The organism is Lancefieldella parvula (assembly GCF_963530955.1).
Lineage (GTDB): Bacteria > Actinomycetota > Coriobacteriia > Coriobacteriales > Atopobiaceae > Lancefieldella > Lancefieldella parvula_A.
In genome coordinates this window covers 44,282-57,879 of sequence record NZ_CAUSFQ010000001.1, presented here as the reverse complement: position 1 = coordinate 57,879, position 13,598 = coordinate 44,282, and the positions used below count along the sequence as shown (strand labels likewise).

Here is a 13,598-nt window from a genome sequence, read left to right as displayed (position 1 = left end):
AACTGCCTCCCATTTCTTGGACATAAGAAATGGGAGGCAGTTCACTTAGTAGTCGCCTTTTTGCTAACGCTTATCTACAAACTGATGCATGCTGAAGAAGCTGGTTCTACAGAAGTGTTTCTTCCCATGCAGGCTCTTTAAATCCAAGAAGAATGGTATTGCCTGCAACAACCAATGGGCGCTTGACCAGCATGCCTGTGGTAGCAAGCAAATTATAGGCGTCACTATCGCTCATACCTGCATCAAGCTGCTCCTTGATGTTATTATCGCGATACACCATACCTGAAGTATTGAAGAACTTTCTGATAGAAAGACCGCTCAGTTTGTGCCATTCAGCAAGCTCTTCAGCAGTTGGATTCTCCTCTTTAATATCACGCAGTGTATAAGAAACACCATGCTCATCAAGCCATTTGAGAGCTCTCTTACACGTAGTGCAGCGAGAATAACAAAGAACCAAAATGTTTTTATCTACCATACCTGTTCCTTTTAAAGAGATTATCGATTACATAAACGCAAACTTCTTTGAGTAGTAAGCAATCCTAAAATCAATACTCCTAGGGATATGCCATAGAGCATACCAACAAATAGATCATTAACGTTTGATGCCACATTCAGGATGATTGCTAAAATCAAAAACATCATTCCAAGAGAAACATACTTGTTTTTTATTAGTTTCATTTGGTCGTCTCCTTTTTACTGATAGTAACAAGGCATTATAAATCATCACTTTGTTACTGAACATACACATTTATGCAGGTACATGGCCTGTTTCAAGAATATGCTGAAGCGCAGCCTCATCAAGTACGGGAGCACCTAAGCTTTCAGCCTTTGTAAGCTTAGATCCCGCAGCTTCTCCTGCCACTACAAAGCTTGTCTTTTTAGATACAGAGCCGGAAACCTTTGCTCCCATGGCTTTAAGCTGGGCGCCAGCCTCATCGCGTGTGAAGTGCTCAAGGGTTCCCGTTAAAACAAAAGTAAGTCCAGCAAGCGTCTGAGGAAGCTCGTTTTCTGGCTTCTCTTCCTCGAGCATTACACCCGCCTGACGAAGACGCTCAATAACGGCAACATTTTCTGATATCGAGAAGAACTCGTGTACAGACTCTGCAATCTTAGGGCCAATACCTGAGATTTCAGCGATCTTCTCGACAGGGGCTGTAGCAAGCGCCTGGATAGAGCCAAACTCCTGAGCAAGGAGCTCTGCAACGTTAGCGCCAACATGCCTCATACCAATACCAAAGAGCACGCGGCCAAGACCTCGCGTCTTTGATTCCTCAACCTGTGCCATAACCTTCTTAGCAATAGTATGACCCACGGGAATGCTATCGCCAGAAAGGTGGTCTGCAGTATCTGTGTCGTACACACGACCTGTAGGCATACAGGCCAGCACCTCTTCAGTAAGCTTGTCATAGAAGTCAGCTACGTCAGAAAGAACGCCCTCTTCAACCATACGGTTAATAAGCTCGTCGCCAAGGCCGTCTATGTCCATGGCCTTACGGCTACCCCAGTGAATCAGACGCTCAACTGCCTGAGCGGGACAATCAATAGAGACGCAGCGGAAGGCTACCTCTCCCTCTTCTTGAATAACAGGGCTGCCACAGCTTGGGCAGGTAGCTGGCATCTGGAACTCAACAGCATCTGCAGGTCGAAGACTCAAAACTGGTCCTACAACCTCTGGAATGACATCTCCTGCCTTGTGGACAATGATGGTATCGCCCTCGCGCACGTTTTTACGACGAATCTCGTCAAGGTTGTGGAGGGTTGCACGCGCAATGGTAGAACCTGCAACAGTAACGGGATCAAACTCAGCAACAGGTGTGAGTACGCCCGTACGACCTACCTGAATACGAATTTCTCGCAAAACGGTCTGCTTTTCCTCTGGTGGGAACTTAAATGCAATAGCCCAACGAGGAGCGCGAGAAGTAAATCCTAGAGCCTCTTGGCTCGCAAATGAGTCAACCTTTACTACCACGCCATCAATGTCGTAGTTAAGATCTCCTCGCTGCTCAAGAGCTTGCGCGCAGAAATCGTGGACCTCCTGAGCGCTCAGGCAACGGCGGGCATGAGGATTAACATTAAAGCCGCAGCTACGAAGCCAGTTTAAAAACTCCCACTGACTGTGAACATCAAGAGGGCCTTCATCGGCTACTGCGTAGATAAAGGTCTCAAGGTCTCGGTGTGCTGTAATCTTTGGATCCTTCTGGCGCAAAGATCCAGCAGCTGCATTTCTTGGATTAGCAAAAGGCTGTTTACCAGCAGCGTCCGCATCCTCATTCAGACGAATGAAGGAGTGCTTTGGCATATAAACCTCACCGCGCACCTCAATGCTCTGGTTAAGACCTCTATTCTCTACCTGCTCAAGACCAGCCAAAGCAAGCTCTCGTGGGACGTCAGAGATAGTTAAAACGTTTGCTGTGACGTTTTCTCCCGTGCTACCGTCGCCTCGTGTAGCAGCACGTACAAACTGACCGTCACGATATGTGAGTGCAACACCTAAGCCGTCAATCTTAAGCTCGCAGGTATATGCCACAGGATTAGTGGGCGATGCGCCAAGAGCCTCATCAGTTCTGGAAAGCCATGCATCCAGCTCTTCTAGGTTCATGGCATCGTCCATGGAATACATACGAGCAGCATGCTGAACAGGCTCAAACTGTTCAGAAACATAGCCGCCTACGCGCTGCGTATAGCTATCCTCAGTTACAAGCTCTGGATATGCTGCCTCAAGCTGCTGGAGCTCAATAAGCAGGCGGTCAAACTCAGCGTCAGTAAGCTCTGGATTATCAAGAGCATAGTAGGCATATGCCGCATGGTTCAAGATTCTATTAAGCTCCGCTGCACGAGCGGCGTCTTTTGGCGAAAATGCTGCCATTACTACTCCAAACATAAAAACGTAGGTGCAAGAAATCTTGCACCTACCAGGTATTTATTTGCGTCCTCTTAAGGTTCTACCAAGGGCCTTAAGGGCTTCTCGCCTTGCACTACCATATGGTGCAAGAGGGTCAATAATCTTGCGCAGAGGACTTGCATCAGAAAGAGCGCGCTCGTGGAACTCCGTGACATCTGCGTCATTTCTGGCGCCTGGCACCATGTCCTGAATAATGACCTCATAGAACGGGGTATTACGCGCGTACTTCCAGAAATAGGAAGCCATGTCGCAGCTGGCGTTCTGCCAAGGCTTAATAGCACCGGCAAAGTGAACAATCTTTGGTGAGCGGCGGGTTGCTTGATAATCATCAAAAACGCTGTTTGGTGCCATTGGATAGAGTTTCTCGGCACGACCAAAAATGTTGTGCGTAACGTTCCAGTCAGCTGGTAGATAGACAACACGACCCTGGCACTCGCTATTCAGAATATCTTGATCGTTGTAGATAAAGATCGGATTGGTTGCAATACGTAACCACTCCGGAACAGTGTGATAACGGCGCAGCTCAGCAGTATTGAAGACCATAACTCCTGCCTGGAAGTAGGCATAAGGATTCTTAAGATTAAGCACGTCAAGGCTGTACTTCATACGGTCTCCGCCGCGAATGTTGAGGTTTGCTAGATAGTCAATATCAAGCGTTGCCGCAATAAGATTATTGCCCATTCTTACGTCATACAGTTCTGCAACATTACCGTTAACCACAAGGTCAGAGTCAAGATAGACAACCTTATCGTAAGCAGAAAGAATGTCTTGAGCCAAGAAGCGGAAGTACGTTTCAACACTAATATGAGCGTTATTAGTGTCTAGCTTGTAGTCTTTGACCATGCGCCACACGTTATAGAACGTAATACGAGCATTCTTATAACGCGAGAAGTGCTTCTTAACCAGCTCCTGCTTTGATCCGCCAATATTGGTGTTGAGAACGACCACATCGTAGAAACGGTTAGGATCGGCGTTTTCAAGCATTGAGCCCATAGCGCAGGTAAGAATTGGAACATAGTTGTTGTCTGCTGCAAAAACAACAGGAACAACGTTCTGGCTTGCAATCTCAGGCTTCTCTTCAAAGAGAGGAATAAACTTCTGACGAGGCTCTGGATTAGTAAAGTGAATGCATTGAAGCTCTTTTACCTTCCAATTTTTGCCCTCTGTACGCAGCATATGCATACGCCAGATATTAAAAAGGCGCTCAGTCAGATGACCTGGGGTTCTTAGGGCCTCTTTGCTATAGGTGGACATATCAGTACGGGCAGTCCACTCGTCAACAAGTGGGAACACCCATGCTGCATAGCGATCAAAGAGCTCTTTACGCATTATATACATGTTGCAGAAGCACTGCTGATGACCGTTGAGAAAAGCGTTTACGTCCTCTGCATACTCTGGATGACGCTCAATGATAAGCGCAGCAATAGTATCCATATCCTTTGGATGAAGCAGCGGAGCGGAATGGTACTGCTCAAGAGGTGTGTTAGCGCTTCCGGGGAATTTACGAATATCCTTTACCCCAGTAGTAATGAGGTCATAGCCCTCAATGCACTGAGCTATGGTCTGATCATCAAGACCATATTTCTTGATAGCATCCTCATCAATGAAGTCATCCATAACCTCACCAAACGGATTTTCTGGATATACCGTATCGGGAAAGTTGAAGTAGCGACGATAATGACCAAAGCCAACATAGCGAGCATTGGTGATGTTCTTCCATGCACAATACTGTGTAGTCATCTCACAGTACATGGGGTTTTTCTCGGTAATGGTATCGCCCTCATCGTCATGGAGCATATACGTAAAGCGATTGGTCTTCTGGCCTGGTCCTACCTGAATAGGCTGAAGGTACTTACTTGCGGGAACATCAACATCTTTATGAGAAGTAATCAGGATGCGAATAGGCTGCTGCTCAAACATCTTTACCATGTGCTTTCTCTCTAGATACTCCATGTGCTCATCGGCAATCTGTTTCATGCGAACTGCCCTATCAAACGACAGCCCCTCATCTTGATTCATCAGATCAGCATACTTCTTTGCATACTTTCTAAAGCGATATGCATCGCTGTCTTCTGGAAGCTCAGTATCAGTGGCAATGGCCTCGTATGCTTCATCTCTTACAAAACGATAAAGCTCTCGAGCAGCTACCGATGGTCCAAAGAGAATGGCAAACGGCTCAAGGGCTGTCTCTTGATCTTCAGGAGCAAGACGGAATCTCCACTCAGCACTCAGAAGCTCCAACAATCTATGCTTCATGCCCCTAAACGAATTGAGATGCGCAATGTTATCTGATTTGCCAATATAGAGTTCTACCTGGTCAATGTTGTCCAAGAACTGATAGCAGAACTCTCCAAATTTATCTAAAGAAATACGAGAAGCGCCAGTTACACCAATACCATAGTGGTACAAAAACCCTCTGCAAAACTCAAAGCCATCGGCGGTCTGAGCCTTATCTGCCAGGATAAATACCTCATAGGCATCTTCTGCTCTTACCAGGCGCTCCGAAGTCATCTCTGCAAAGGCAGAGCGGAAAAGTTCTCCGCGATACAAGCGTTGCGTAGCTCGCCAATCAAGCTTCTGTCCATAGCCTTCATCATAAATAATGCGAAGGATATCGTCACCCTGAGTAAAGTCTGATTGTTGGTTAATGTAGCTCTCAAAAGACTTTGCATCAGTTGGATCAACGCCATTTTCTGGAATAACAGTAATGCCAAGGTGAAGAATATCAACAGGGTTCTGATCAATACGAGCAACTACCTGCTCAAGAAAATCAGAAGTAACCTCATCATCACCGTCTAGGCAAAAGACCCACTCACCTTTTGTATGAGCTGCAGCAGTTTTACGTGCCAGATGGAGGCCTTGATTGGTTGGATGAGTGACAACCTTGAACCTTGAGTCATCACCTACTGCTGTAACAATTTTCTCTGGAGTGGAATCTGTTGAGGCGTCATCAACAATAATTGCTTCAAAATCACCAAATGTCTGATTCTTTACACTTTGAATACAACGCCCAATGTATGATTCGATGTTGTATGCAGGAATTACAAAAGAAACCTTAGGCATACCAACTCCTTATAAATAAGCAATCTCAACTATCTTCTATCTTATCTAAAATATGCCTCTCTTGGGCGGGCAAAAGATGTCTACTCGACGCTCTTCAAGCTCTCAACCATATCAATATTTTTGAGCTTAGGTCGCATGGCAACATATACCAACAGCGAGAAGACAAGCGTGAGTCCAAAGGCAAACCAATAGCTTGGTGCATGGATAGCTCGACCAAACATAACAAGGTCAATCTCAGCAGTTTGAACTACAAATCCCTCAAGGTATGTTCCTAGAACAAGTCCAAAAAACGCTCCAAAGATGGCCAACAAAGCAATCTCTCTAAAGACATAGGCATCAACTTCATGACGCGTAAATCCAAGTACTTTGAGGCTTGCAATTTCTCTAATGCGCTCTTCAATATTGATATTGGTGAGGTTATACAAGACGATAAATGCCAGCAGAGCTGCAGCCACAATAAGAATAGCTACAACACGATTAACTACGGCAAGTGATTCTCTATAGGTGCGGATAGCTTCATTGACGTCATCAACAGTTGCAACTCCTGTCTGGTTAATAAGCTTTTCTCCAAATGCCTCTCTCGTTGCTTGATCTTCGGGAAGCGTTGCATACCAGCCGTCCGCTGCTTGATCTTGAATACCTAGAGAATGCCATGCTGAAGGTCCCAGATACAGATACGACCCAACGTAATTCTCGGCAACTCCTGTAATAGTAAGCGTACTTGGCTCGCCAGAAGCGTTTCCGATTCTGTCTTGAGCATAGACCTGAATGGTATCTCCCACGCCTACCCCAAGCCGTTTTGCAAGCTTTTCTGTAATTACAACCGAATCTTCTCCAAGCTCTATTGTTTGACCAGAAAGACGATTGCGCAGGGTAGCTAAACCCGTGAGGTCTTGAAGAGAATCACTGGTCATAATAGTTGTTCTTGTCAGTGAGCCTGCCTTTTGTGTAGAAGACTCAAGAAGAACGTTTTCTCTGGTTATGCGGCGGATATTTGTAGCGCCCACCTGATTAAGCTCTGCATTAATCTGATTTGCTTCTTCCTCAGAAACATCAGAAGTCATTCCCACTATGTAGTCATAATGCGAAATAGCTGGCCATTGGTTATCAATGATGTCGCTAATGGAATCTCTAAGACCAAAAGCCACCAATAAAAGCGCAGTACATCCAGCAATTCCTACCAGCGTCATAATCAAGCGTCGCTTATAGCGGACAAGGTTTCTGATTGTAACTTTCCACGAGAAAGACAATCTGGACCATAGAGGCTCAACGCGCTCAAGCAAAATCTTTGAGCCCGCTTTTGGAGCTTTTGGAAGCATGAGGCTAGATGGTTCTTCTTTCAATGAGGATAAAACGGCAGCCATGGTTGAAAGAAGCGTGATGCCTATACCGGAAAGTCCAGAGAGTAGTACACTGTCAAGCTGAATAGAATAAGGAGCTCCCCCATTTGGAATGGTATAAATTGACCCGTATGCAGAGATAATAACGCCTGGCAACACTTGACTTAAACATGCTATGCCAATAACAGCACCCAAAAGTGAGGCGAGCAAGGCATATAACAGGTACTTTGCCGCAATCTGAGCGGTTGAATAACCAAGCGCCTTATGAACACCAATAAGTGTACGCTCTTCAGAAACCATACGCGTCATACTGGTAAGTGAAACCAGAGCTGCAACCAAGAAGAACATCAGCGGGAATACATTAGCAATATCATTGATACGCTCAGAGTCTGCTTGATAAGCTGCAACACCAATCTCTTTTGTGCGATCAAGTACATACACATCAGGTTCTTTAAGCTCATCAATCTTCTTCTGAGCTTCATCAAGCTCTTTCTGACCGTCAGCAAGTTGTTTCTCAACCTCAGTGCGTTGCTCCTCAAGACTCTGTCTTCCCTCGTTAGTCTGAGCTTCTGCACTTTGGAGGGCTGTTTGTCCTGCGCTCAGGCGACTAAGCGACGCAGCAAGTTTTTCTTGAGCCGCAGACAGCTGATCTGCAGCAGCACTTCTCGCCTCACTCAAATCCTGACGCGTCTGAGCCACTTGTGACTCTGCCTCATGCAGTTGAGCTGTGCGCTGATCAAGCTCTTCCCTCGCAGCCGCAAGAGTCTGCTGCTGGGTAGCCAATTCTGTCTCTGCAGCCGTAATCTGCGCTTGTGTGGCGAGAAGGGCGTCTACTTGCGTAGTTGCCAGACCTAAAGCGCTGAGTCGTTGCTGCGCTTCTTCAAGACTTGAAGCGGTGATGCCTTGCGCAGCAAGCCCCGCAAGATACGCATCTCTACCCGCTTCAAACGCACTCTTTTGCTGTGTAAACGTTGCTTGTCCTGCATTATAGGCAGCAAGACCAGCCTGATACTGGGCCTCTCCTGCACTGAGCTCAGCTGTACCCTGAGCTATCTGAGCCTCTGAGGCAGTAATCTGAGCTTCCGCTTGTGCAAATTGCCGCTCAGCACTGTAGCGAGAAGCTGTAAGCTGCTGACGTCCCGCATCATATTGACGCTGACTATCAGCCAGTTTTTGCTGTTGAGCGGAAATCTGCGCTTCCGCGTCATCAAGCTTCTTTTGAGCATCCCCTAGTTTATCTGCGGCTTCCTGCCTTGATTGCTCCAGCTTTTGACGAGCCTCATCAACTTGAGTCTGAGCGTCATCTTTGAGCTCTTGTAAGCGAAGAGTTGCTAGCGATGGATTCATTTGCTTGATGCGTTCTGCAACGCTATCAACGGCACTCTGATAGTCTGATGAGCCGCTTTTATAACTGGTAGCACCCTGAACTGTCACATACACTTCGGTATAAGGGTCATCATTTGCAAAAGCATCTTCCGTGACATACACAAATTGCTGGACAATGCCATTGCCTAACGATGTAGTACCAAAATTGCTTACATACGGATATGTTGGTGCATTTACAAAACCAACAACCGTGTACGAACCACCCTTTAAATGAACGCCGTTTGAAGTGTCTGGCAGCTCAATCTGTTGACCAAGGCTAATATCTGCACGTTTCTTGGGATCCGCGCTCATCACACACTCGTAAGGCCGTTGAGGAAGCCTTCCCTCCACAACTGTTGGTTGATTAAGCTCACCAGGTCTAAAAGAACTCACACGAGCAGTAGATTGCGAAGATGTCAGTGTAGCCATAACGTCTACCGTACGAGAAGGCATAACCGTTTCAACACCCTCAACTGACGCCAGGGCAGAAACGTCCTTCTCGCTTAATCCAAGCGTTGAGATGACGCGAAGGTCATAAAGATGCTGGTTTGCATAAAACGCATGAGCCGCTTCTTGCATGTCAGGGCTTGCCATTTTGAGTCCCGCAAAGAAGCCGCAGCCCAACGCCACAATTCCTGCAATTGCAAGAAATCTGGCGAGAGACCCTTTGATGGTCCGAGTAATCTCGGTAAAAAGAGCGCGGGGCATAACTACCACTCGACAGTAAGTGCGTCAGCTGGATGCTGATTAATTTCTACCGATTGAGCTTGACCCTCTTTAACGTGGATTACCCTATCGGCAATTTGAGTGAACGCAAAGTTGTGCGTGACAATAGCCACGGTCTTATGCTGCTCTTTGCACATATCCTGCAAGAGCTTAAGAATTTGCTTTCCTGTTTTATAATCCAGCGCACCTGTTGGCTCATCGCAGAGCAGAAGACGCGGATTCTTTGCCAAAGCGCGTGCAATAGAAACGCGTTGCTGCTCTCCACCGGAGAGCTGAGCTGGGAAGTTATCCATACGATGCTCAAGACCAACAGCTCGAAGTGCATCTTCTGGCTGCATAGGGTCAAGACAAATCTGAGAAGCAAGCTCAACGTTTTCTTTTGCAGTGAGATTAGGAACAAGATTGTAAAACTGGAAAACAAAGCCAATGTCATGACGGCGATAGAGCGTTCTTTCTTTTTCCGAAAGCCCGCCAATTTCTTTTCCGTCTAAATAAATAGACCCGGAGGTACAGGTATCCATACCTCCGAGCATATTTAAGACAGTTGTTTTACCGGCACCTGATGGGCCAACAATTACGCAAAGCTCGCCCTCTTCTATGGAGAAGTTCATGTCATGGACAGCGTGTACCTTGACGGAGCCCATGGTATACGTCTTTGTTACCTCTTTAAATTCAACAAAAGACATACGGTTCTCCTATAAGTAAGAATTCCTCCAAACAAGAAGAGAGTGGGTGAGCAACTACTCCTGTGGAGCCTCTGGTGCTGCAGGAGCCTCAGGTGCTGCTGGAGCTGCTGGTACCTCAGGTGCTGCTGCAGCCTCTGCAGTTACAGGAACTACAGGAGCAACCTCTGCGCCCTCGGTAGCAAGAGGCATTGGAGAAACAACAACCTCTTCCTCCTCAAGATCAGCCTGACGCTGGTCAAACTCTTTCTTAGCACGAACCCAAATGAGAAGTGCAAGAAGAGCCGTGAGGAACAAGAAGCCCACAATCATGATGTTAAGAATAAGGGTGGTGAAGTTTACCGCCTGGCTGATAGAAATCATCACAGAGAGCTCGGTAAGTGCGGAAGTCAAACCAACTACAGAGAGAATGGAAAGACCCCACCTAAGACGAGGACGGAAGCCCCTCAAAAGACCTGAAACCGCAGCAAAAAGATAGCACAGGAAAATAATATAGGTAATACGTGCAAGAATCAGAGAAATAGGGTTTGTCTGACGAGTTGCAAAGTTAAATACCGTGTGGAAATAGCTGAGATACTGAACTGGTGCAACAAAATCAATGACGATAAAAATGAGAGCCACAATTGCTGGAATGGCAATCTTTGCTTTGGGGTTCATGAAACCTCCTCGATTTCTTTATACGACCTGTCTATTTTATCGTATAAACCTATGACCAGTGTGGTAAGTCATGAAAGTCTTTTATATGGTCTTGAGCTTCTTGTTCTCTTTCTGCCAAGGCTTCTCGTAAACCTTTCAGAGCATCAAAAGGCATAAATATTTTTGCCCTGTTTGCCCGCGACATGCGAGGGTGTCCGTAGTGCATCTGCGCTGCAAACGCATCCTCTTTTGCGCTAGCTTCTACTGGCGAGAAACCCTGTTTAGACCTCATTGGTTTCTTCTCCACTACGGTGTCCTCCAATCTGAGCATTTCTCTGCCGTGCAGTTGCTTCGGGAAGTAAGTCCATAGCTTTGAGCAAAGAATTCTTACCAAACTTCTTCTTTATGGCATTGATAGTATCTTGACGCTGGCGTTCTCTTTCTAAAACAGTGTTGTCCTGGAAAAGCGACGTCTGAATACCTGAGCCCGTTTCTTCTTGAGTGTTTCCAAAGGTAAGGCCAACGCGATGCACGCTTTCTGAAGGTATTACTCGCTCGTCAAAGAAAGACAAAACCTCTGCCATAAGCTCATCTCTAGAGTTAGTAGGGTAAGAGAGTTTCCTAGTACCACTACTGGAGGGAATATGTCTTCTCCAGTTTCTATAATCCCCTGTTTGCCTCAGCTCTTCCATCTGGCTCTCTGTTGCCGAGTAGCCAATATAGATGCCAATAGAAGAGCAGACCAGCTTTTGCGTTACAAGCTCTAACGTCAACGCCTCGACCATCTCTTTAAAGATGAGGCGCGCACCTTCTGTGTCTCTGTTGTGATCAAAGACCTGTGCTGTTGAAACTGAATGACTTTGAGACTTATAGGCCTTAATATCTGCAATGGTAGTTGGTTCAATGCCCCATGCGTGATCAATAAGAATTTCTGCATCAACGCCAAATTCTTTATACAAAGGTTCTGTAGGAGCCATGGCAAGCTGCCCCATGGTGTGAATATTCATTGCCGCAAGACGCTTTTGAATACCTGCACCAATATGCCAAAAATCAGTCAAAGGTTTATGGTTCCAAAGTTTAAGTTTGTATGACTCTTCATCAAGCTCACCAAAGAAATTTGGGCTGTGCTTTGCCGTAATATCAAGCGCAATTTTTGCCAGGTACAAGTTTGGGCCCAAACCACAAGTAGCAGGGATACCAGTGGTTTTTGCTACGTCTGCACGGATCTTCTCGCCTAGCTCTCTTGCTGTGCATCCGTAAAGCGATAAGTACGGTGTTACATCGATAAATGCCTCGTCAATGGAGTAAACGTGGATGTCTTCTGGGGCAATGTATTTGAGGTACACCGAATAAACGTCTGCAGAGCGCTCCACATATAGAGCCATACGAGGAGGCGCTACCTCGTAAGTAAGGTTTTTGGGAATCTCAAAAACGCGACAACGTCCAGGAACACCCAACGCACGAAGCGCCGGTGAAACCGCCAAACAAATTGTCTTTTCTGTCCTGGTAAGATCTGCCACAACAAGCTTAGCCTTCATAGGATCAAGGCCTCGCTCAACACACTCAACCGATGCGTAGAAACTCTTTAAATCAATGACCAGGTACTGTTTTTGAGAAGGTGTCATGGCTTAGATAAGCACAATACCTTGAGAAACTTTTTCTGCCACGTCATTACCTACAAGATAACGGACAATCTCTAGACCAAACTTAAGAGCGGTTCCTGCACCTTGGCTGGTAATGAAAGAGCCATCAACACAAACCGCATCTTGCGAAAGATTGGCGCCATTCTCTGAGAGAAAATGCTGGAAACCTGGATTAGACGTAGCCTTCTTACCCGCAAGCAATCCACGCTTAGCGTAAATTGAAGGAGCTGCACAAATTGCGGCAAGCGCACGACCATCTGCTGCAAACGCATCAACTGCCTGCATAAGTGGCTCACAAGCTTCAAGATTAGTGGTTCCGGGAAGACCACCAGGAAGCACCAACATGCTGTAATCATCAAACGAGACCTGACTGAGCAGCTTGTCTGTTAAAAAAGTAACCTGGTGAGAAGAAGTCACGCTCAAAGAATCAGAGATAGACACTTTGTCACAGGGAATACCTGCACGATACAGGACGTCAACAACGCTCAGTCCCTCAATCTCTTCACAACCATCAGCAAAAAAGACAGCAACGCGCTTGTCAGTACATGGTGTTAACATCTGACTCCCTTCTCGACTAAAACTAGTACAAGTGTACGCCTTTTTACACAAAAAAGGACACTCAAGTTTGTGCTTGAGTGTCCAAAATTTTACCCAGTTAAACTGTTACAGAAAGTACCCGTCAAGCCCCCTATAGCCTGGCGAGAAACCCTACTCCTCGTTAATGCCCTCGTTAATAGCCTGAGCGATAGCTTCCTGATCATTAGAGCCACGAAGGAAGGACTTAAACTCATCTCTCATCAGAAGAACAGCGGTCTTAGAAAGAAGCTTGATGTGAGTGGTGCCAGCCTCTCCATCTGGGACAAGCAGTGCAATAGCAACATCAACGGGCTTCTCGTCAAAAGAAGGCCACTCAAGAGGGGTGTTGTTCTTGAAGACAAAGACAGCTGCGTCCTTGATAGCCGCGTCTTTTGCGTGAGGAACTGCAAAGCCGTCAGTCATGCCGGTCTCACCCATCTCCTCGCGAGCTAGGAAAGCGTTGTAAACAGCGTCTGCATTATCAGTTACGCCAGCCTCCTGAGCCTTATTGGCAATAAAACGCAGGACATCATTACGGCTCGCTGCGTTCTGATTAACAAAAACGTTGTCTGCTTTAACAAAACCGCTCATGAATCTTCCTTCCGTATGTTTGAGCTTTGTGGCTCAGTAACTTCGTATGTAGTAATAATACCCGCAATGAAAC

General features: G+C 46.4%; 10 protein-coding genes. All 10 read right to left on the bottom strand.

Annotated features, from left to right (window positions below):
- Positions 1-106: 106 nt before the first annotated feature.
- The 10 genes from RWJ43_RS00325 to RWJ43_RS00280 all read right to left on the bottom strand — a co-directional run bounded on the left by RWJ43_RS00325 (position 107) and on the right by RWJ43_RS00280 (position 13,525).
- Positions 107-475 (bottom strand): arsenate reductase family protein, encoded by a 369-nt coding sequence (locus RWJ43_RS00325; RefSeq protein ID WP_314006658.1) that lies wholly within the window; start codon positions 473-475, stop codon positions 107-109.
- A gap of 273 nt (positions 476-748) precedes the next feature.
- Positions 749-2,866, bottom strand: coding sequence for an NAD-dependent DNA ligase LigA (gene ligA / locus RWJ43_RS00320; protein WP_314006656.1), 2,118 nt, complete (start codon positions 2,864-2,866; stop codon positions 749-751).
- Positions 2,867-2,920: 54 nt separating this feature from the next.
- Positions 2,921-5,965, bottom strand: a complete 3,045-nt coding sequence (locus RWJ43_RS00315; RefSeq protein WP_314006654.1) for a DUF4422 domain-containing protein — start codon at positions 5,963-5,965, stop codon at positions 2,921-2,923.
- Positions 5,966-6,045: 80 nt separating this feature from the next.
- On the bottom strand, positions 6,046-9,378 hold the full coding sequence (locus tag RWJ43_RS00310) for an FtsX-like permease family protein (protein WP_314006652.1): 3,333 nt from the start codon (positions 9,376-9,378) through the stop codon (positions 6,046-6,048).
- Positions 9,379-9,380: 2 nt separating this feature from the next.
- Complete coding sequence (locus tag RWJ43_RS00305; protein ID WP_314006650.1) at positions 9,381-10,082, bottom strand: ABC transporter ATP-binding protein; 702 nt, start codon at positions 10,080-10,082, stop codon at positions 9,381-9,383.
- 54 nt (positions 10,083-10,136) lie between these two features.
- Positions 10,137-10,736: a hypothetical protein gene (locus RWJ43_RS00300; protein ID WP_314006649.1), complete on the bottom strand. Its 600-nt coding sequence runs from the start codon at positions 10,734-10,736 to the stop codon at positions 10,137-10,139.
- A gap of 49 nt (positions 10,737-10,785) precedes the next feature.
- Positions 10,786-11,022 (bottom strand): hypothetical protein, encoded by a 237-nt coding sequence (locus tag RWJ43_RS00295; RefSeq protein ID WP_314006648.1) that lies wholly within the window; start codon positions 11,020-11,022, stop codon positions 10,786-10,788.
- Positions 10,997-12,340 (bottom strand): DNA repair protein, encoded by a 1,344-nt coding sequence (locus tag RWJ43_RS00290; RefSeq protein WP_314006646.1) that lies wholly within the window; start codon positions 12,338-12,340, stop codon positions 10,997-10,999. The genes RWJ43_RS00295 and RWJ43_RS00290 overlap by 26 nt, the downstream gene beginning before the upstream one ends.
- A 3-nt stretch (positions 12,341-12,343) precedes the next feature.
- On the bottom strand, positions 12,344-12,916 hold the full coding sequence (locus RWJ43_RS00285) for a DJ-1 family glyoxalase III (protein ID WP_314006644.1): 573 nt from the start codon (positions 12,914-12,916) through the stop codon (positions 12,344-12,346).
- 150 nt (positions 12,917-13,066) lie between these two features.
- Entirely contained in the window at positions 13,067-13,525 is a 459-nt protein-coding gene (locus RWJ43_RS00280) for a fructose PTS transporter subunit IIA (protein WP_314006642.1), read from the bottom strand.
- Positions 13,526-13,598: the final 73 nt, after the last annotated feature.

Coding starts and splice junctions, on each gene's coding strand:
- RWJ43_RS00285 (WP_314006644.1), bottom strand. CDS start 12,916: ATGTTAACACCATGTACTGACAAGCGCGTTGCTGTCTTTTTTGCTGAT.
- RWJ43_RS00300 (WP_314006649.1), bottom strand. CDS start 10,736: ATGAACCCCAAAGCAAAGATTGCCATTCCAGCAATTGTGGCTCTCATT.
- RWJ43_RS00315 (WP_314006654.1), bottom strand. CDS start 5,965: ATGCCTAAGGTTTCTTTTGTAATTCCTGCATACAACATCGAATCATAC.
- RWJ43_RS00280 (WP_314006642.1), bottom strand. CDS start 13,525: ATGAGCGGTTTTGTTAAAGCAGACAACGTTTTTGTTAATCAGAACGCA.
- ligA (WP_314006656.1), bottom strand. CDS start 2,866: ATGGCAGCATTTTCGCCAAAAGACGCCGCTCGTGCAGCGGAGCTTAAT.
- RWJ43_RS00310 (WP_314006652.1), bottom strand. CDS start 9,378: ATGCCCCGCGCTCTTTTTACCGAGATTACTCGGACCATCAAAGGGTCT.
- RWJ43_RS00325 (WP_314006658.1), bottom strand. CDS start 475: ATGGTAGATAAAAACATTTTGGTTCTTTGTTATTCTCGCTGCACTACG.
- RWJ43_RS00290 (WP_314006646.1), bottom strand. CDS start 12,340: ATGACACCTTCTCAAAAACAGTACCTGGTCATTGATTTAAAGAGTTTC.
- RWJ43_RS00305 (WP_314006650.1), bottom strand. CDS start 10,082: ATGTCTTTTGTTGAATTTAAAGAGGTAACAAAGACGTATACCATGGGC.